Annotated in this window: 16 protein-coding genes, 1 tRNA gene and 1 pseudogene; 7 read left to right on the top strand and 11 right to left on the bottom strand. The window is 42.4% G+C overall.

Features of this window, described 5'->3' with window-relative positions:
- The first annotated feature begins 205 nt into the window (after positions 1-205).
- The gene (locus BCU68_RS15075) at positions 206-1,927 is read left to right on the top strand and encodes an acetolactate synthase 3 large subunit (protein ID WP_102565563.1); all 1,722 of its coding nucleotides are present in this window, start codon (positions 206-208) and stop codon (positions 1,925-1,927) included.
- A gap of 1 nt (position 1,928) precedes the next feature.
- Positions 1,929-2,423: an acetolactate synthase small subunit gene (gene ilvN, locus BCU68_RS15070; RefSeq protein WP_102565562.1), complete on the top strand. Its 495-nt coding sequence runs from the start codon at positions 1,929-1,931 to the stop codon at positions 2,421-2,423.
- 439 nt (positions 2,424-2,862) lie between these two features.
- On the opposite strand, the gene pykF is transcribed toward ilvN, so the two are convergent.
- Complete coding sequence (gene pykF / locus BCU68_RS15060) at positions 2,863-4,275, bottom strand: pyruvate kinase PykF (protein WP_102565560.1); 1,413 nt, start codon at positions 4,273-4,275, stop codon at positions 2,863-2,865.
- A 428-nt stretch (positions 4,276-4,703) separates the two neighbouring features.
- Here pykF and BCU68_RS15055 point away from each other — a divergent pair, with 428 nt between their 5' ends.
- From BCU68_RS15055 to BCU68_RS15040, 4 genes are all read left to right on the top strand, one after another.
- Positions 4,704-5,465, top strand: a complete 762-nt coding sequence (locus BCU68_RS15055; protein ID WP_102565559.1) for a DeoR family transcriptional regulator — start codon at positions 4,704-4,706, stop codon at positions 5,463-5,465.
- Positions 5,466-5,546: 81 nt separating this feature from the next.
- Positions 5,547-7,379, top strand: a complete 1,833-nt coding sequence (gene glmS, locus BCU68_RS15050; RefSeq protein WP_102565558.1) for a glutamine--fructose-6-phosphate transaminase (isomerizing) — start codon at positions 5,547-5,549, stop codon at positions 7,377-7,379.
- A 308-nt stretch (positions 7,380-7,687) separates the two neighbouring features.
- Positions 7,688-8,563 carry a radical SAM protein gene (locus tag BCU68_RS15045; RefSeq protein WP_102565557.1) on the top strand — a complete coding sequence of 292 codons (876 nt, stop codon included), beginning with the start codon at positions 7,688-7,690 and terminating at the stop codon, positions 8,561-8,563.
- Positions 8,564-8,808: 245 nt separating this feature from the next.
- Positions 8,809-9,054 carry a YdcH family protein gene (locus tag BCU68_RS15040; RefSeq protein ID WP_102565556.1) on the top strand — a complete coding sequence of 82 codons (246 nt, stop codon included), beginning with the start codon at positions 8,809-8,811 and terminating at the stop codon, positions 9,052-9,054.
- 117 nt (positions 9,055-9,171) lie between these two features.
- Here BCU68_RS15040 and BCU68_RS15035 read toward each other — a convergent pair.
- The 10 genes and pseudogenes from BCU68_RS15035 to rpsU form a co-directional block, all read right to left on the bottom strand.
- Positions 9,172-11,004 (bottom strand): annotated as a pseudogene (locus BCU68_RS15035) (monovalent cation:proton antiporter-2 (CPA2) family protein); the annotation flags it as partial.
- Positions 11,005-11,150: 146 nt separating this feature from the next.
- Positions 11,151-11,600: a PTS sugar transporter subunit IIA gene (locus BCU68_RS15030; RefSeq protein WP_198591749.1), complete on the bottom strand. Its 450-nt coding sequence runs from the start codon at positions 11,598-11,600 to the stop codon at positions 11,151-11,153.
- Positions 11,597-12,853: a PTS ascorbate transporter subunit IIC gene (locus BCU68_RS15025; protein ID WP_102565553.1), complete on the bottom strand. Its 1,257-nt coding sequence runs from the start codon at positions 12,851-12,853 to the stop codon at positions 11,597-11,599. Before BCU68_RS15025 ends, BCU68_RS15030 begins: the two co-directional genes overlap by 4 nt.
- A gap of 11 nt (positions 12,854-12,864) precedes the next feature.
- Complete coding sequence (locus BCU68_RS15020; RefSeq protein ID WP_102565552.1) at positions 12,865-13,134, bottom strand: PTS sugar transporter subunit IIB; 270 nt, start codon at positions 13,132-13,134, stop codon at positions 12,865-12,867.
- Positions 13,135-13,490: 356 nt separating this feature from the next.
- Positions 13,491-13,952, bottom strand: a complete 462-nt coding sequence (locus BCU68_RS15015; protein ID WP_102565551.1) for a hypothetical protein — start codon at positions 13,950-13,952, stop codon at positions 13,491-13,493.
- 226 nt (positions 13,953-14,178) lie between these two features.
- A tRNA-Ile gene (locus BCU68_RS15010) sits at positions 14,179-14,255 on the bottom strand.
- Between the two features lie 155 nt (positions 14,256-14,410).
- Entirely contained in the window at positions 14,411-16,255 is a 1,845-nt protein-coding gene (rpoD, locus tag BCU68_RS15005) for an RNA polymerase sigma factor RpoD (protein ID WP_102565550.1), read from the bottom strand.
- 98 nt (positions 16,256-16,353) lie between these two features.
- The gene (gene dnaG / locus BCU68_RS15000; protein WP_102565549.1) at positions 16,354-18,111 is read right to left on the bottom strand and encodes a DNA primase; all 1,758 of its coding nucleotides are present in this window, start codon (positions 18,109-18,111) and stop codon (positions 16,354-16,356) included.
- A gap of 184 nt (positions 18,112-18,295) precedes the next feature.
- Positions 18,296-18,739, bottom strand: a complete 444-nt coding sequence (locus BCU68_RS14995) for a GatB/YqeY domain-containing protein (RefSeq protein ID WP_102565548.1) — start codon at positions 18,737-18,739, stop codon at positions 18,296-18,298.
- 25 nt (positions 18,740-18,764) lie between these two features.
- Positions 18,765-18,980, bottom strand: coding sequence for a 30S ribosomal protein S21 (gene rpsU / locus BCU68_RS14990; RefSeq protein ID WP_001145625.1), 216 nt, complete (start codon positions 18,978-18,980; stop codon positions 18,765-18,767).
- A gap of 256 nt (positions 18,981-19,236) precedes the next feature.
- Here rpsU and tsaD point away from each other — a divergent pair, with 256 nt between their 5' ends.
- Complete coding sequence (gene tsaD / locus BCU68_RS14985) at positions 19,237-20,253, top strand: tRNA (adenosine(37)-N6)-threonylcarbamoyltransferase complex transferase subunit TsaD (RefSeq protein WP_102565651.1); 1,017 nt, start codon at positions 19,237-19,239, stop codon at positions 20,251-20,253.
- The last annotated feature ends 44 nt before the right edge of the window (positions 20,254-20,297 follow it).

The raw sequence follows: 20,297 nt of genomic DNA, 5'->3' as shown, positions 1-20,297 counted from the left end.
TCGTGTTATTAAGGCGTTAAAAAACGGGTCGATAAGAGGCTAAGAAAGCGGTAAAGTTGTAATTGATGTCTGTTTGTTGTTTTCGATGAGCGAACATTAGGAAAGTGCTTATATTTCGAATTAGGCTAAAAATAAGCCCTAAATGATGGAAGATCAGCCGCAAGTTATTACCGTAAACTTTGCGTGCTGGAAAAGGAGTGACAATATGGAAATGCTATCTGGATCAGAGATGATCGTACAATCTCTGATAGATGAAGGAGTAAAACAAATATTTGGCTACCCTGGTGGCTCAGTATTGGATATTTATGATGCGTTGCATGCGAAAACGGATGATATTGAGCATGTTCTTGTTCGCCATGAGCAAGCTGCAACGCATATGGCGGATGGTTTTGCCCGCGCAACTGGCAAGCCAGGTGTCGTGCTTGTCTGTTCAGGTCCTGGTGCAACGAACACCATCACCGGCATAGCCACAGCGTATATGGACTCTATTCCAATGGTGGTACTGTCGGGCAACGTTCCGAATAACCTTATTGGTAATGATGCCTTTCAAGAGTGTGACATGGTTGGTGTTTCTCGTCCTGTCGTTAAGCACAGCTTCCTAGTGAAAAAGGCGGAAGATATCCCTGAAACCATCAAGCGCGCCTTCTATATCGCGTCTACAGGTCGCCCTGGTCCTGTTGTGGTGGATTTACCTAAAGATGTCATGAACCCACTGATTAAACTTCCTTATCAATATCCAGAAAGCGTTAATTTGCGCTCTTACAATCCAACTATGAGCGGTCATAAAGGGCAAATTAAAAAAGCTCTAAAAGCGCTGCTTGAAGCGAAAAAGCCGGTGCTGTATGTCGGTGGTGGCGCGATAATTTCTAAAGCGGATCCACAGTTATTAAAGCTGGCTGAATCGTTAAATCTACCGGTTGTGAGCACATTAATGGGGCTAGGGGCTTTTCCTGGTACGCATAAAAACTCGGTAGGCATGTTGGGGATGCATGGTACTTATGAAGCGAATATGACCATGCATAATGCCGACCTTATTTTTGGTATTGGCGTGCGCTTTGATGATCGTACGACCAACAACCTAGATAAGTACTGTCCTGATGCAAAGATCCTTCATATTGATATCGACCCTTCATCTATTTCAAAAAATGTTCGTGTTGATGTGCCGATTGTTGGCTGTGCAGATATCGTTTTACAATCGATGCTCGACCTTTTAGCTGAGCATGAGAGTAGCAATGATGAAGCTGCCATTGATTCGTGGTGGCAAGCGATTCAAGGCTGGCGTGAAAAAGAGTGCTTAAACTATGAAAAGCAAGCCGATAAGATCAAGCCTCAGCAGGTTATAGAGACACTTTATAAACTGACCGATGGCGATGCTTACGTTGCGTCTGATGTTGGTCAGCACCAGATGTTTGCTGCGCTCTACTATCCATTTGATAAGCCGCGTCGTTGGATTAACTCTGGTGGTCTTGGCACCATGGGCTTTGGTTTACCGGCTGCGCTTGGGGTGAAGTTTACTCATCCGGATGATGTCGTGGTGTGTGTGACTGGTGATGGCAGTATTCAAATGAATATTCAAGAGCTATCGACGGCGCTTCAATACGGTATTCCAGTTAAAATAATCAACCTAAACAACCGCTTCCTTGGCATGGTTAAGCAGTGGCAAGATATTATTTATCAAGGTCGTCATTCCAATTCATACATGAGTTCAGTGCCTGATTTCGCTGCTATTGCCGAGGCTTACGGTCATGTTGGTATTCGAATTTCTCACCCTGACGAATTAGAGCAAGGACTGCAAAGCGCACTTGATATGAAAGATCGCTTGGTGTTTGTTGATATTAGTGTGGATGAAACAGAGCACGTTTACCCGATGCAAATTAAAGGCGAGGGTATGGATAGTATGTGGTTAAGCAAGACGGAGAGAACGTAATATGAGACATATTATTTCGATACTAATGGAAAACGAACCGGGTGCATTATCACGTGTAGTGGGCTTATTCTCTCAACGTGGCTATAACATTGAGTCATTAACCGTTTCTCCAACTGAAGATGAAACTCTGTCGCGCTTAAATATGACCACCGAATCTGATTTCTTTGAACTAGAGCAGATCCAAAAGCAGCTGCATAAACTGATTGATGTATTAAAGGTTCAAGAGATTTCAGAATGTGAGCACATCGAGCGTGAACTGATGCTGATAAAAGTGAAAGCGAGTGGTTTCGCTCGTGCTGAAGTTAAGCGCACTGCTGATATTTTCCGTGGGCAAATTGTTGATGTGACGGCTGCCCAGTACACAGTGCAACTGACGGGGGCAAGCGACAAGCTCGATGCGTTTATTAGGGCTTTGAGTGAAGTGACCGATGTGATAGAAGTGGCGAGAAGTGGCGTTGTTGGAATTGCTCGTGGTGAGCGTTCGTTAAAGGTATAAGTGATTTAGATAAGTAAACGGTTAAAAAATACGCTAATATTTGTAGGGTAGTGTTGAGATAAATGCAGTGATTTATTTGTATTACTCATCACTACTTATCATTTTTTAGCAAGGAGCTATCCGCTTGTTATCGATATGATTGTTGACTATCAAGTTGTTTTGTAAGGATAAGATCAATCTGGTTGTAGTAAGAGGCGTGGTATGTTTACTCATTTTTTAGTAAGGCTTACTATTGGGAGTTTGGCGGTACTTGGCATTAAGTTAAGTGCGTTGTACTTTTTACTTATGGTTGTGTTACTCAATACACATAATAAAGAGTTTTTTGGCTGGTAATCGTTATTTATACTAATCGTAGTAAATAATGGGTTATTTAAACTTTTCAAAAGGCAAAAAAAAATCGGAGCCACATGGGCTCCGATTTTATTTTCTAATTCACGAATTAAAGTACGTGAACAGAAGCTGTGTTAGTTGTACCAGAAGCAACTAGAGCACCAGAAACCATCACTACGATGTCGCCTTTCTTACCAAGACCAGATTCTAGAGCAATTGTCTTACCGTCAATGTAGAACGTGTCAGTGCTTTCGATTGAATCAACAAGAACTGGCGTTACACCTTTAGTTAGAACAAGTTGTGCTGCTGTTTTCGCGTTAGTTGTTACCGCGATGATGTTAGCAGTTGGGAAGTATTTACGTACTGAACGTGCAGACTTACCAGCTTCAGTTGCAACAACGATAAGTGGAGCAGCTAGTTTCTCAGCTGTGTCTACCGCGCCTTTACATACTGCTTCAGTGATACGTAGACGTGGGCTGTCTAAACGAGAACCAAGTTCTGCTTTTAGAGCGCCATCAGTACGTGCACAGATTTGAGCCATGATAGCTACAGATTCAACTGGGTATTTACCTTTAGCAGTTTCACCTGAAAGCATTACAGCATCAGTACCATCCATAACAGCGTTAGCTACGTCGCCCGCTTCTGCGCGAGTTGGACGTGGGTTGCTGATCATAGAGTCAAGCATTTGAGTTGCAGTGATAACAACTTTACGTGCACGGTTACACTTCTCGATCATCATCTTTTGAGCGAAGATTACTTCTTCAGCTGGGATTTCAACACCAAGGTCACCACGAGCAACCATGATACCGTCAGATGCTTCTAGAATTGAATCGAAGTTATCAACACCTTCTTGGTTTTCAATTTTAGAGATGATGTGGATGCTTTCGCCGCCGTTTGCGTTTAGAAGTTCGCGGATTTCTTGAACGTCTTCTTCTTTACGGATGAAAGAAGCAGCAACGAAATCAACGCCTTGCTCACAACCAAATTTAAGGTCAGCTTTGTCTTTTTCAGAAAGAGCTGGAAGTTGAACAGAAACGCCAGGAAGGTTAACACCTTTGTTTTCGCCTAGAGCACCGTTGTTAAGAACTTTACACTTAACTTCAGTTTCTGTTGTTGCGATAACTTCCATTTCGATTAGGCCGTCATCAACAAGGATAGTGTTACCCGCTGTTAGGTCGTTAGCAAAACCTAGGTAAGTAACCGCTACGATGTCTTTATTACCTACAACTGAAGCGTCAGTTGTGAAAGTGAATTCTTGACCAGCAACTAGATCAACGTCATTACCGTCTTCTAGTTTGATTGTACGGATTTCAGGACCTTTAGTATCCAGAAGAATAGCTAGCTGCTTGCCAGTGTTAGCCATTACTTCGCGGTAGTTTTCGATGCGCACAGCGTGCTCTTCGAAGTTACCGTGAGAGAAGTTTAAACGCATAACGTTCATGCCAGCGTTTACTAGCTCAGTTAGTTTCTCAATAGATTCAGTTTTTGGGCCAATCGTACATACGATTTTGGTCTTTTTCATGGAAGATACTCTCCGGTAAGTATTATTACAATTTGAAATAAATAGTGTAGTCCTGAAGGAAGCGTTTGCACCCAATTTTATACTTATGAATGCAGCATTTACTCTTTATTGCTTCTACTTCAAAACTGAAAGTCTTTCATCATATCTTGTCATTTTATAACTAACTACAGCTGGATATTTGGGCAAAAATTGTGACCTATCCCATAATATAAGGGTTAGGTTGCATAGATATGACAGTCCATTCTGTAATTTTTTTTCTTTTCGGGTGCGGATTCTACCATTGAATGCACAAAATATCACGATCTAACCATTGTCCTAGAGCAAGGTTTTATAGCTATTTATTTATTTTTTAGATCAAAATAAATGGACAGTTATCTTTCGTTTCAACTATAATTCTTTCGAACCGAAACTTTAGGTGCAAATTTAACATGTCGAAACGAAACACTCAGCTTAGAAGACACACCATTTCTACCTTAGTGAATGAAAAAGGTGAGGTAAGTGTCGAGGCGTTATCACAACTTCTTGAGACCTCTGAAGTCACGATTAGAAAGGATTTGGCGTCGTTAGAGAAAAACGGGCTGCTTTTACGTCGTTATGGCGGTGCAATTGCTTTACCAAAAGAAGTCGTGAGTGAAGAGTTAGGCTTAAAAGTTTCGAAACGAAAGGTAGGGTTGGCGAGTGCCGCTGCCGATCTAATCCGCGATCATAATCGCATTGTTATTGATAGTGGTAGCACGACAGGTGCACTTATTCAGGCGCTTAATCACAAGCGTGGTTTGGTGGTAATGACAAACTCTTTACATGTTGCTAACGCTTTAAATGAATTAGAAAGTGAACCGACATTATTAATGACCGGTGGCACTTGGGATACGCATTCAGAGTCTTTTCAGGGCCAAGTCGCAGAATCCGTATTGCGTTCTTATGATTTTGACCAGCTTTTTATTGGTGCTGATGGTATTGATTTAGAGCGAGGGACGACATCTTTTAATGAGTTGTTAGGGCTAAGTAAAGTGATGGCGGAGGTTTCCCGTGAAGTTATCGCTATGGTTGAGTCAGAAAAAATTGGTCGCAAGATCCCTAATTTAGAACTCTCTTGGCAAAGTATCGACGTATTAGTTACCGATAATGATCTGTCAAAAGAGGCGCAACAAGCGATCGAGTCTCATAATGTGAAAGTGATTCGAGCTTAATATATTAACACGACTTTCCTAACTAGGTGTTGGCTTAGCACTATGGAAAGACAACAGAAAAATAATATTTGGAGTTAAACCATGTGTGGAATAGTAGGTGCAGTAGCACAGCGTGATGTAGCAGAAATTTTAGTCGAAGGTCTTCGTCGTCTTGAGTACCGTGGCTATGACTCAGCCGGTGTAGCGGTTGTTGATGGTGAAAATAACCTAACTCGTGTACGTCGTCTTGGTAAAGTACAAGAATTGGCAGATGCGGTTAATGGTCAAGAGGTTGTTGGCGGTACTGGTATTGCACATACTCGCTGGGCAACGCACGGTGAACCATCGGAAGCGAATGCTCACCCACACACATCGGGCGATATTGCGGTTGTTCACAATGGTATTATTGAAAACCATGAAGAGCTACGTACTATGCTGCAAGAGCGTGGTTATGTATTCCACTCTCAAACTGATACAGAAGTTATTGCTCATCTAGTTGAGTGGGAACGTCGCACATCAGAGACATTAGTTGAAGCGCTACAAAAAACAGCGGCACAACTGGATGGCGCTTACGGTACGGTTGTGGTTGATCGCAAAGATTCAACTCGCATTGTTGCTGCTCGTTCTGGTAGCCCAATTGTGATTGGTTTCGGTGTTGGTGAAAACTTCCTAGCGTCTGACCAACTTGCACTACTGAGCGTAACTCGTCGCTTTATGTACCTAGAAGAAGGTGATGTTGCTGAGATCACTCGTCGTGATGTTAACGTGATTGATGTTAACGGTAAGCCGGTTGAGCGTGAAATTACCGAGTCAAACGCTGAGCATGATGCGGGCGATAAAGGTCAATACCGTCACTTTATGCAAAAAGAGATCTTTGAGCAGCCAAAAGCGCTATTAAACACAATGGAAGGCCGTATTACGCATGACTCTGTGATCACAGAAAGCATTGGCGTTAATGCAACAGAAATTCTAAGCCAAGTTGAACACATTCAAATTATTGCTTGTGGTACGTCTTACAATGCAGGTATGACTGCGCGTTACTGGTTTGAGTCTCTAGCGGGCGTAAGCTGTGATGTTGAGATTGCTTCTGAGTTCCGTTACCGCAAGTTTGTTACGCGTCCAAATAGCCTATTAATCACGTTATCTCAATCGGGTGAAACGGCAGATACTCTAGCGGCACTGCGCCTAGCTAAAGAGAAAGGCTACATGGCAGCAATGACGGTTTGTAACGTGGCTGGTTCATCACTGGTACGTGAGTCTGATATTGCCTTTATGACTCGCGCTGGTACTGAGATTGGCGTAGCGTCTACGAAAGCCTTTACGACTCAACTTGCTGCTCTATTAATGCTTGTGACGGCATTAGGTAAGCAAAAGAATGTGATTGGCAAAGAAAAAGAAGCGGAAATTGTTCAGGCATTGCATGATCTTCCAGCTCAAATTGAGCATGCATTTGATTTTGATAAAGAGATTGAAGCGCTTGCCCCTGATTTTGCGGATAAGCACCACACGCTATTCTTAGGTCGTGGCGAGTTCTACCCAATTGCAATGGAAGCGTCTCTAAAACTAAAAGAGATCTCTTACATTCACGCTGAAGCTTACGCAGCCGGTGAACTGAAACACGGTCCTCTAGCACTGATTGATGCGGATATGCCTGTTGTTGTGGTTGCGCCAAACAATGACCTACTTGAGAAGCTAAAGTCGAACGTTGAAGAAGTTCGTGCTCGTGGTGGCTTGCTGTATGTTTTTGCTGATGCGGATGCAGGTTTTGTTGCTGATGAAGGTATGAAGATTATTTCTCTACCTCATGTCAGTGAAATCACGGCGCCAATTTACTACACGATTCCAATGCAGCTGCTTTCTTACCACGTTGCATTAATCAAAGGTACTGATGTTGACCAACCTCGTAACCTAGCAAAAGCGGTAACGGTTGAGTAAACCTACTTAGCAATACTACAAATTTTGAACGTTTCTAACCTCCAACTAAGTGTCGCTTAGTTGGAGGTTTTTTTATGCATGATGCAAAGAGATACTGATAGGAAAGACCGCAAGCGTCTAGATGAGGTATGTGGTTAAGGGGTGCTGAAAATAGCAATGACCTTGGTGCTAGCTGGTTGAAGGCGTAGCTTTTGAGCTCAATTATTAACGAAAACTAAATTCTGATTTGATTTTCATCGGTATTATAAATCGAAACTTTCAGAGGTAAGCTGCAGATCTTGCAATTGTGCAGAACTGAGGAGCTTAACATGCATTACGAAGGTAAAATTTATCGCCCTTGGATGGAAGCAGAAAGCGTACTGATCCAGACCACATTAGGCTGTAGTAACAACCAATGTACTTTCTGTACTATGTTCGATGATAAACGATTCAAAGTTCGTGAATTAGAGGACATTTTTAAAGATATTGCCGAGGTTCGCGCTACCCATCGCAAAGTTGAATCTATCTTTTTGATTGATGGGAATGTCATGGCGATGCGAACAGAAAAATTGCTTGCCATTCTTGACCAGATTAAGGTGACGTTCCCTGAATTAAAACACCTTGCACTGTACTCGGGATTCAATGACTTTCGTCGTAAAAGTATCTCTGAACTTAAAGAGATTCGGTCCGCAGGCTTAACAACCGCATACTCTGGTCTAGAATCCGGAGACCCCATTGTATTAGAGCGCATTAAAAAAGGAATGACTCGTGAACATGCGATTCAAGGAATGGAAATGGCTCGTGAAGCGGATATTCAGGTATTAGCGTCGTTCATTTTTGGCTTAGGTGGTCGTGAACGTTCAAAAGAACATGCAGAGAATACAACAAGCCTTCTTAATATCATGCGTCCTGATGCGATTGCACCGATGGCATTGGCAGTTCAGCCAGGTAGTGAGCTTGAAAGAGAAGTGGCTAATGGTCAGTTTATCTTGCCTACACCACTGCAAATTCTCGAAGAAGAAAAATATCTGATTGAAAATATGGATGATTTCCCAAGCTTTTATTGGGGGGATCACGGTAATAACATCGCTACTATGCGTGGAGTATGGCCAGAAGTTCGTCAGCCATTTTTAGAAAACATTAATAAACACATCAAGCATAACCCGATGGCGAAGAAAAACGTAATCGAAACATATGCTTGGTAATTTCAATTAAATGCACCCAAATGAAACATAGTACAGTTACCCAATAATAATCATTGATAGCTCCTAGCATTCAGGTAGGAGCTTTTTGCTGCATGATGATTAAAAATAAACTTAGCGAGTATTTTTATTTAGCTATAATTACAGTGGTTATTTAATTGTTGAAGTTTGGAGTTACACAAAACTATTGTATTTATGCAGTGTAATGTCGATGCGTAAATAATGTTTAAAAAATTTAGAGGTTAGTTATGTTAGGTGAAAACCACTCATTATTGAATGAATTTCCAGAATTTAAAGAGAGCATTGACGCACTCGTTGGTTCAGACCAGATCTTTGCTGCAGATACGAAAAAATATAATGATCTTGATGCTGAAATTCGCAAGCTAGAACTAAGAGACTCGCCAATTGGTGATGAAGCGATGCACCAACTTAAGCACCAACGCTCTGAGCTGAAAGATTCTCTATATCAGAGGATTTTAAACAGTAAGAAATAAACATCGTAAGTCTATTTCGCTCCTAGTTGCTTGCTATATCTTCAATGTCATCATTGTAGTGGTGTGCTTAGTTACTCTGCAAAGTCAGCATACCACTACACCTTAGACTGAATACTATTTGTTTAAGTTCTCTTTGATCGAAGCCTCAAGCTCTATAAACAGCTTGCGATAATTATTGTCGTAACGTTCGCCTTCACTATTATCTAGCCATGCCTTGAACATCTTATCAGAACAACTATTTTCGATTTCTAAGAAAGTCTTTAACTGCTGCTGGACCGTGATAGGTGAGTAGTTGAGGTCTTTCAAGGCCTGAGCGCCAACTTGTAATGCACTATGGAAGGTTTCTGATTCAATATAATCGGCACCGGCTTGGCGTAATTGATAACCATGACCACGGTCAAAGGCACGAACGAGTATTTTGACATGTGGATAAGCATGCTTGACGTGTTTTACCATGCTGATAGCCGAGTCTTGTTGATCAATGGCGATAATCAGTAATGTTGCTGATTCGATTCCAGCAGTGTGCAGTAGATCCGGTCGTGTAGCATCACCAAAATAAGCTTTTGATCCATAGCTACGATACACCTCCACTTGTGCCGCTTGGTGATCAAGAACGACAGATTGAATACCGTTGGCTAATAATAAGCGATTGACAATTTGCCCAAATCGCCCAGCACCGGCAATAATAACCCCGCCTTCTTCATCAATATCATCGGCATCTCTTTGGTTGGTCTGCTGCTCGTAACGAGGCAAAATGACCTTATCAAAAACAATAAATAATGCGGGTGTTAAGAACATAGATAATGCGACGACTAACGATAAAGTTTGAGCCGTATCGGTCGGTAATACGTGGTTTTGCGTGCTGAAGTTTAATAGCACAAAACCAAACTCACCAGCCTGAGCAAGGCTTAAGGCAAAGAGCCAACGGTCACTTCCTCTGATTTTAAAAATAAGCGCGAGAATGAATAAAACGAGCGCTTTTATTGCCATGACACCGAGCGTTAAACTGATAATGAGAACAAATTGATGACTTAAAATCGAGAAGTTAATTCCAGCCCCAACAGTAATAAAGAATAAACCGAGCAATAAGCCTTTAAAGGGATCAATGTTAGCTTCTAGTTCATGACGGAATTCACTGTTTGCTAATACCACGCCGGCTAAAAATGTTCCTAGGGCAGGGGATAGACCGACTAAACTCATTAAAACAGCAATACCAATGACGAGCATTAGAGCGGTTGCTGTGAAAATTTCACGCAACCCAGATGAAGCAACAAACTTAAATAAGGGGCGGCTTAAAAAATGCCCACAAGCGACAACTGCCGCAATAGATGCAACGATGACGAGAGCATATGCCCAACCTGGAAGTCCAGAAATAAGACTTAACTCTGCATGGTGATCGGCGATTTCACCGACAGTGGTAGAAAGTTCAATAAGTTCTGGAATGGCAAGTAAAGGAATGAAAGCAAGCATGGGAATAACAGCAATATCTTGAAACAGCAAAACGGAAAACGAACTTTTGCCACCCTCCGTTTTATTAAGCCCTTTTTCATTGAAAGTCTGCAATACAATTGCTGTCGATGATAAAGAAAAAATGAGTCCAATAGTGAGGGCGATATTAATGCTTTGACCAAGCAGCAATGCGATAGCCATCACGATACCCGCCGTGCCGACAACTTGTAGCCCGCCTAACCCTAATAACTTATGGCGCATTGACCATAGCATTTTAGGTTCTAACTCAAGGCCAACTAAAAATAACATCATAACGACACCGAACTCAGCAAAGTGTTGAATTGTAGATGTCTCATCACCAACCAAACCAATAATCGGACCAATAATCACGCCTGCAATTAGATAACCAAGCACCGAGCCAAGCCCAAGACGTTTTGCGATAGGAACAGCAATGACTGCAGCCACTAAATATATAAAGGCTTGTATGAATAACTCGGTCATGTTTTTTCCTTACGAATGAGAAGATAATCTCAGCTAAATAGAAAGGTGTTATTGGTTATAAAGATAGACCGAGGGTGATACTTAGGCAATAAAAAGGCCTCAACTTGAGTGACCAAGTTGAGGCCTTTTTAATAACTTAAAGGCAATTAGTATTGCTTTAAGATCTCAGCGATTTCTGCTACTGATTCTGCCGCGATGATACGGTCGATGTCATCATCATTTTGGAATAATTCAGATAGTGCCATAATCGTATTAATGTGACTGTCAGAATCCATTGCTGCTAAAGTAATCGAAATAAAGACATCACCATTATCTTCTGACTCTAAATCAACGCCATTTTTAAAGACAGTTACTTGTAGTGCTGCTTCATTGACACCATCTTCAGGGCGAGCGTGAGGCATCGCAATCTTTGGTGCTAATACATAGTAAGCGCCAATCTCTTGATGCTTCTCTTTGATAGCAACTAGGTAGCTAGGTTTGACTTTGCCTGACGCTAATAACGTTGAGCATGTCAGTTCAAGTGCTGCATCAACACTTAGGTTTTTCTCGTGAGTAATAACAATGCCGTCATTACCAATTAAATTAAATAAACTCATGAAACAATCCATCCAAGAATAAGACCAACAACACCAAAATCAAGGTCAGAGAACGTGGTTGCTTCCAGACCGATACTGCCTAGAACAGGAAGTAGTAGCATTGGGATAATTGAGATACATACACCTTGCGTAAATGATCCTAAGATCGCACCGCGCAAGCCGCCTGTCGCATTACCATAAACACCAGCAGCACCACCAACGAAGAAGTGTGGTACAACGCCAGCAACAATGATTGTCCAGCCCATTACGCCTTGCAGACCCATAACCAGTAAGCCAGCTGAGAATGAAGATAAGAAGCCAATTAGAACCGCATTAGGTGCAACAGGGAAGACCATCGGGCAGTCTAGTGCTGGTTTTGCACCGGGAACTAATTTATCTGAAATGCCTTTAAATGCAGGAACGATTTCAGCAATCAGCATCTTCACACCTTGTAGGACGATGTATACACCACCGGCAAACACAAGTGATTGCATGAAGGTGAAGACAATCCAGTTTTGACCACCAGAAATGGTTTCAACAAATGCACCGCCAGCAATGATAGATGAGAACATGAAGAACACACACATCGTGGTTGCAACAGCGACTGGAGTATCTCGTAAGAACATCAAGCTTTTTGGCACATTGATGTCTTCGGTTGTTTTTGATGTGTCGCCAAATTTACTGCCAATAAAGCCAGAAATAACATACGATAAGGTAGAAAAGTGACCAATGGCAAGCTGATCGGTACCCATTACTTTTTCAGTGTATTTTTGACCTAGTGCCGGCATGATAACCATCAGAGAACCAACGATGATTGAACCAATAGCGACCATCATCGTGCCTTGGATCCCTGCCGATGATAAAATCACCGCGACAAGCATCGACATGAACATGGTGTGGTGACCAGTCAGGAATATGTATTTCAACGGTGTAACACGCGCTAAAACAATATTTACAATGAATGAGAAGAACATGATAAGTGCCATCTCATAACCGAAAGCTTCTTGTGCTAATGCAACGACAGCTTCGTTATTTGGAATAACACCGCTTACACCAAATGCTTCTGTAAAGACGGTTGAAAAGTTGTTTAATGCACCAATAAGAGCGCCAGCACCAAAACCAAGAATTAAGAATCCCATTACGGTTTTGATCGTACCTTTCAAAATAGTCGATACATCCGATTTTTGTGCAACAAGACCGATAAATGCAATCAGTCCGACCATAATTGCAGGCTCTTTTAGCAAGCCAAGCATGAATTCAAAAAAGTTTGCCATTGTCATTAACCTTACATGAATGCTTTTAGTTGTTCTTCAATCGATGCTTTGTCGAAGATGTTTTTCAGGCTAATGATATTTTGTTTACCCGCGGCTTCTAGTTGGTTAGCGACATCAGTAGCTGCAACCCAAATGTCGGCAGTGCTTGATGATGCCGAAGAGAGATCTTCATGATCAACTTCTACTTCAAAGCTCATTTTTTTTGCGACTTCTTTTACTGCCATCTCCATCATTAATGAAGTACCTAAACCGTTACCGCATACGACTAAAATCTTTTTCATAATATTCATTCTCAGTTGGATAAATCAAAGTGCAAGATTGCATTACAAGGAGTTTGTGTGGGAATCATAATGGAATACTAAAAGAGCTAATAAGATCCCCATCACAAACCTAGAATGGGATTGTGATGGAGATCTTGTTTTTAGGCAATTTATTTCCGGTGTTTTAATTATCAATAAGTTAAGTTGTTGCGTGGGGGTTGCTACTTGGTTGTTTGTTTTGGTGGTTTGATTTTCTGGATAAATAGGATGATAGCCGGCTATTGCTGGTGGTTATCAGTTAATCGTTTGCTACGGATGGTGGAGTGATAAAAGATAAGTCAATGTATAAGGAATGATGGTTCGGTTTAGTGGGGGTATTATTGGCCGTAATCGGTAAATACTTTTTCAAATACTGTATGGTTTTTTTTACTTCTTTTAGTCAGCTCGCTTAATGAAAGTGCTTTTTTTTGCTTCTTCTTCGGACTTTCAAGTTGCTCGAGTCTATCTTTCATTTTTTGTACGGCAGGTAGGAGCATTCTTAGTTCTTCACCGTCTTTGGTAGTGAGAACGACAATGTTATCAGATTCAACATGTGTGATAGTCAGAAGTCCATGCTTGGCCGATTGGAACTGCTCACCAACCATGATTGATTCCGGTGGTATGGAGCGGTCAGTAAGTTGTCCACTGCGTAGTTTGGCCGCGCTGATGGCTCGGACATTACCAGTGTTTTCAAATGCCACAATAACAGTATGACAGTTGTAATAATCAACCACGCTAACATAACCATGTTTATTGGTTTTAAATTTCGCACCATTTTGCATATCAATAGGGGCATCCATCTTCTTCACAGTAATATCCTTAATGTTAAGTGGTGATGCACTACGCTTTTACTCGTGTGATAAAAAGCATTTTTAGTACCTAATAAGTAGCAGAATATACTTTCCTGGTGAGTTTAGCAAAAGTAAGCAAGTGGGGATTGATGGAACCGAGCTTGAGAAGGAGGAGGCATGGCTGACCAGAAAGCAAAAAGCCAGAACGACATAAGCAGTTCTGGCTTTTCTAATTTGGTGGCCCCTCGCGGACTTGAACCGCGGACCGAACGATTATGAGTCGTGCGCTCTAACCAACTGAGCTAAGGGGCCGTTTAGGTGAGTGATTATAGGGTATGCATTCGTGCCTGTCTAGGGGGTATATAGGTCAATTGCGCTTAGTTTTTATCCACTTAAACCATTGAATATAAAAAAAGGTGAGCTAGCGCCCACCTTTTTTATTTAATGCTTAAAAAGCAACCTATTGCTTATTCGTCTAAGAAGCTGCGCAGTGTTTCTGAACGGCTTGGGTGACGCAGTTTGCGTAGTGCTTTTGCTTCAATTTGACGAATACGTTCACGTGTTACGTCAAATTGTTTGCCCACTTCTTCAAGAGTGTGGTCAGTGTTCATGTCGATACCAAAGCGCATACGTAGAACTTTTGCTTCACGTGGCGTAAGACCAGCAAGCACGTCTTTTGTTGCACCACGTAGGCTCGTTGCTGTTGCTGAGTCTAGTGGCAGTTCTAACGTCGTATCTTCAATGAAATCACCTAGGTGCGAATCTTCATCATCACCAATTGGCGTTTCCATTGAGATTGGCTCTTTAGCAATCTTCAATACTTTACGGATCTTGTCTTCAGGCATTTGCATGCGCTCAGCAAGTTCTTCTGGTAACGGCTCACGACCCATCTCTTGTAGCATTTGACGAGAGATACGGTTTAGCTTGTTGATCGTCTCAATCATGTGCACAGGGATACGAATCGTACGTGCTTGGTCGGCAATCGAACGAGTGATTGCTTGACGGATCCACCATGTAGCGTAAGTTGAGAACTTGTAACCACGACGGTATTCAAACTTATCAACCGCTTTCATCAGACCGATGTTACCTTCTTGGATTAGATCCAGGAATTGTAGACCACGGTTGGTGTATTTTTTCGCGATTGAAATAACCAGACGTAAGTTCGCTTCAACCATCTCTTTCTTCGCACGACGAGCTTTCGCTTCACCGATAGACATGCGACGGCTGATGTCTTTAATTTCTTGAACCGTAAGAGACGTCTCTTTTTCGATCATGCTTAGCTTTTGAATAGAACGGCGAATATCTTCTTCGCTACGTTTTACTTTTTCAGCGTAAGGCTTGCCCGATGCGAGAACTTCATCTAGCCATGCTTCTGTTGATTCGTTACCAGTAAATAGGGCAACGAAAGATTTCTTAGGCATTTTGCCGTATTCAACGGTTTGACGAATAATCAAACGCTCTTGAGTACGAACGCGGTCCATTGAAGTACGTAATTCCGTTACTAGGTAATCAAATTGCTTCGGTGTTAGGCGGAACTCGCGGAATACTTCCTGCATAAGTTCTGTCGCTTTTGCCGTCGCTTTGTGGCTATTACCGTGTTCGTTGATCGCTAGTTGACGATCTTGATAAGCGTTACGTAGTGCTGTGAACTTCTCAAGAGCAAGCTCAGGATCGATACCTGTATCTTCCTCTTCCTCTTCGTCGTCATCTTCAGCATCTTCAGCGTCTTCATCATCAAGATCACTTTCTGTTAGCTCTGAACCGATGTGCGTTGCTGTTGGTGCCGTAGTACCGTCATCGTTAGGGTCAACAAAGCCAGAGATGATATCGGTTAGACGTAACTCTTCAGCAAGAACTTTATCAAACTGCTCAAGAACGTAAGGGATAGTACCTGGGTATTCAGCAACCGATGATTGAACTTGGTTAATACCATCTTCAATACGTTTTGCAATGTCGATCTCGCCTTCACGAGTCAATAGCTCTACAGTACCCATTTCACGCATATACATGCGCACTGGGTCAGTCGTACGTCCGATTTCGCTTTCAACACTTGATAGTGCAGCTGCCGCAGCTTCTGCAGCATCTTCATCAGTGATCGCATCATCATCATTAAGGGCAAGATCATCAGCATCAGGGGCTGTTTCTACAACCTTGATGCCCATGTCGTTAATCATTTGAATAATGTCTTCTACCTGTTCTGAATCGACGATTTCTTCTGGTAGGTGATCATTTACTTCGGCATAGGTCAGATAGCCTTGCTCTTTGCCTTTAATAACAAGTGATTTTAGCTGTGACTGCGGATTTTGATCCATAGACGATATCCAACTTCAAGTCTGGTTAAGGAATCAGTTTGCAACATACAAACTACTAGTAATAACAAATTTTATTTATTGCTGACTAACCAATAGGGTTACGCTTTCAAATCTAGCATTAACGCTAGCAGCTCCCTTTTTTCTTCGGCTGATAAACCGCTACTTCTTGCTTTGGCCTGCAGGTTTTCAATTTGTTTTTCTACGCACTGGGCAAAGATATTGTCCAATGAGTCTAAAAAAATATCTTCTTGATTGTCTTCAACAAGTGGTATTTCCCAACCTGCAAGACGAGACAGTAGTGCCTCATTTTTATTATCGCGCCAATGCTCAAGCAATTGACCAGTGTTGATATGGGGGTGAGCCCTACAATTATCAAGCACTTCAATGAATAAATTTAATCCAAGTATCGCGAGATCTTGTACGCTTGACATATCTGGTACTAATTGAGCATAGCTTGGATTTTGAATAAGCAAAGCAATTACTTCACGCATTGGGGTTCGTTTTATCCCTTGCTGCGCGGGTGGTTTGTTTTGAGCTGAACTTTGTTTTGCTATCAGCTGTTGTAACTGTCTTTCGTCAACCAATCCAAGTCGACGACCCAGTAATTCCCTTAAGTATAGACGTAATGTGTCGCCCGATACTTTTTCAATTAATGGCACAGCAAGGGTGCTGAGTTTAGCCAGTCCCTCTTTGCTGCTCGCATCAACTTGCTGCATCAATGAGGAAAACATGAACTCAGATAAAGGCGTTGCAGCTTTTACTTGGCGCTCAAACTCTTCTTTACCATGTTGGCGAATATACGAATCGGGATCTTCACCATCAGGTAAGAACATGAATTTGAGTTGCCGACCATCATTTAAGTAAGGCAGTGCGTTTTCCATGGCACGCCAAGCCGCTTCTCGACCAGCTCGGTCACCATCGTAACAACAGACTACCGTACTGGTTTGACGGAATAATGTCTGTAAGTGGTCACCCGTTGTGGAAGTACCCAATGACGCAACAGAGTAATCAACACCGAACTGCGCTAAAGCCACAACATCCATATAGCCTTCAACGACTAATATTTGTGGTGGTTCACGATAGGCTTGTAGTACTTCATAAAGGGCATATAACTCTTTGCCTTTATGGAAAATTGGGGTTTCCGGTGAGTTGAGGTATTTCGGTGTACCATCACCTAATACTCGACCACCAAAGCCGATAATGCGACCACGTCGATCACGAATAGGGAACATGATTCGACCACGAAAGCGGTCGTAGCAGTGGCCTTTATCGTTTTCAATCAACATACCGCCAGTGACGAGCATGTCTTGTGCTTCTTTTTGTTGGCCAAAGTTCTTACGTACGCCATCCCATTCATCAGAGACGTAGCCGATACCAAACTTTTGCACCACTTCACCAGACAAACCACGATTCTTTAGGTATTCGATCGCCGGTTTGCTAGCAGATAACTTTAGTTGAGAGCGATAAAACTGGCCAATACTGGTCATTAAATCGTATAGATTGCGCTTTTGTTCAGCATTGGCGCGAGGCTCTGAAACGAGTGCGCCACTACGTTGTTCTCTTGGGACATCCAAACCAACAAACGAGGCGAGCTCTTCAATCGCTTCAACAAACTCAAGTCGTTCAAATTCCATCATGAAATCAATGGAGTTACCGTGTACGCCACAGCCGAAGCAGTGATAAAACTGTTTTTCTTGGCTAACGCTAAATGAGGGTGTTTTTTCGTTATGGAAAGGGCAGCAAGCGCCGTAGTTTTTGCCTTTTTTCTTTAGTTTTACGCGTGCGTCAATGATGTCTACGATATCGAGACGAGCAAGAAGGTCATCAATGAAACTGCGGGGGATATGTCCGGACATAAAACCTAAACTAAAAGTGAAAGCTCAATCATTATGTCTAAAGGTACGCGCATAAAGCAATCAAAGAATTACGATGCACATTTAGAGATAAAGATGTTACTTCAGAAAATACTAAGAGAGAAGATACAAACAAGCCGTGCATTCCAAAGGATAGCACGGCTTGTTGTAATATAATGCTGGGAAATTAAGCCAGTTTAGAGCGAACTAAACCACTTACTTTACCCATATCTGCACGCCCTTGAATTTGTGGTTTCAAGATAGCCATCACTTTACCCATGTCTTGCATGCCCGCTGGGGTTGATTCTGCAATTGCACTTTCAACAAGCGCATTTACTTCTTCATCCGTCAGTGGTTGAGGCATAAAGCCTTCAAGTACGGCAATTTCTACTTTTTCCACATCAGCAAGATCTTGACGATTTGCTGATTCATATTGAGCAACAGAATCGCGACGTTGTTTAACCATTTTTACCAGCACAGCTAAAATGTCATCGTCAGACAGAGTAATCCGTTCGTCGACTTCACGTTGCTTAATTGCTGAAAGGGCTAAACGAATAGTGCCAAGGCGCGGTTTGTCCTTGGCTTTCATCGCTAATTTTTGCTCTTCTTTGAGTTGTTCAATCAGAGCCATAACTCAGTCCTTATGGATTAAGTTATTAGTACAGGCGAACGCGACGTGCGTTTTCGCGAGCTAGCTTTTTAGCGTGACGCTTTTGAGCTGCTGCTTTAGCGCGTTTGCGAACTGTAGTTGGTTTTTCATAGTGCTCACGACGACGCACTTCAGAAAGGATACCTGCTTTTTCGCAAGAGCGCTTGAAACGACGTAGTGCAACGTCGAACGGTTCGTTTTCACGTACTTTAACTACTGGCATATGCCTTTCACCTCAGGGGTTATTCGTTAACGCTGGCACTCATAACCAAATCAGAGAAGTTACCCATTTTAGCTAACTCTCGTTTCGTGTTTGGTCTTTACCAGCTTGATCAAAAATGGTGCGGAATTTTAATCCGATCAGAGTGTCTTTGTAAAGGACTTTGTGATTATAGTCTGTACAAAATTTGTTTGAATGGCTAAGGCAAGGTAATATTGGCTTAATTTCTGATTCTAGACAAAAGCGTGCTGAGAAAAATATGCGTATTATTGGTATTGAAACCTCCTGTGATGAAACAGGCGTGGCGATTTACGATGACGAGCAAGGTTTACTTGCCGATCAACTGTATAGCCAAGTAAAACTGCATGCTGATTATGGCGGTGTTGTGCCTGAATTAGCGTCGCGTGATCACGTTAAAAAAACCATTCCACTGATTAAGGCGGCTTTAGCTGAAGCCAACTTAACTCAAGATGATATTGATGGTATTGCTTATACAGCGGGTCCTGGTTTAGTTGGGGCTATCCTAGTCGGTGCCACGATTGGTCGCAGTTTAGCGTATGCTTGGGGCGTGCCAGCTATTGCGGTTCACCACATGGAAGGGCACTTACTGGCTCCGATGTTAGAAGACAATCCGCCGCCTTTCCCTTTTGTCGCTTTATTGGTGTCTGGTGGACATACCATGTTAGTGGAAGTAAAAGGCATTGGTGAATATCGCATTCTAGGTGAGTCGGTTGATGATGCTGCGGGTGAAGCTTTCGATAAGACAGCGAAACTTATGGGCTTAGATTACCCAGGTGGCCCTCTGCTATCGCGTTTAGCGGAAAAAGGTACGCCAGGTCGTTTTAAGTTCCCACGTCCAATGACTGACCGTCCAGGGCTTGATATGAGTTTCTCTGGTTTAAAAACGTTTGCAGCCAATACTATTCGTGCGAATGATGATAGTGAACAGACTCGCGCTGATATTGCGTATGCGTTCCAAGAAGCTGTCTGTGCGACACTTGCAATCAAATGTAAGCGTGCACTGATTGAAACTGGCATGAAGCGTATTGTGATTGCTGGTGGTGTGAGTGCCAATAAACAGTTGCGTCTTGAGCTAGAAGGCTTAGCGAAAAAGATGGGCGGTGAGGTGTTCTACCCACGTTCAGAGTTCTGTACCGATAATGGTGCAATGATCGCTTATGCTGGTATGCAGCGTTTAAAAAATGATGATGTGGTTGATCTGAGTGTTCAAGCGACACCACGCTGGCCGATTGATCAGTTAACGCCAATCAAATAAGACGCTTTATTCTTTATTTACGGTCGCTTATGGTGGCCGTTTTT

This window comes from Vibrio sp. 10N.286.49.B3 (assembly GCF_002873395.1).
Classification (GTDB): domain Bacteria; phylum Pseudomonadota; class Gammaproteobacteria; order Enterobacterales; family Vibrionaceae; genus Vibrio.
Note: the sequence above shows the minus strand (reverse complement) of the source record. Positions and strands in the feature narration are given on the sequence as shown.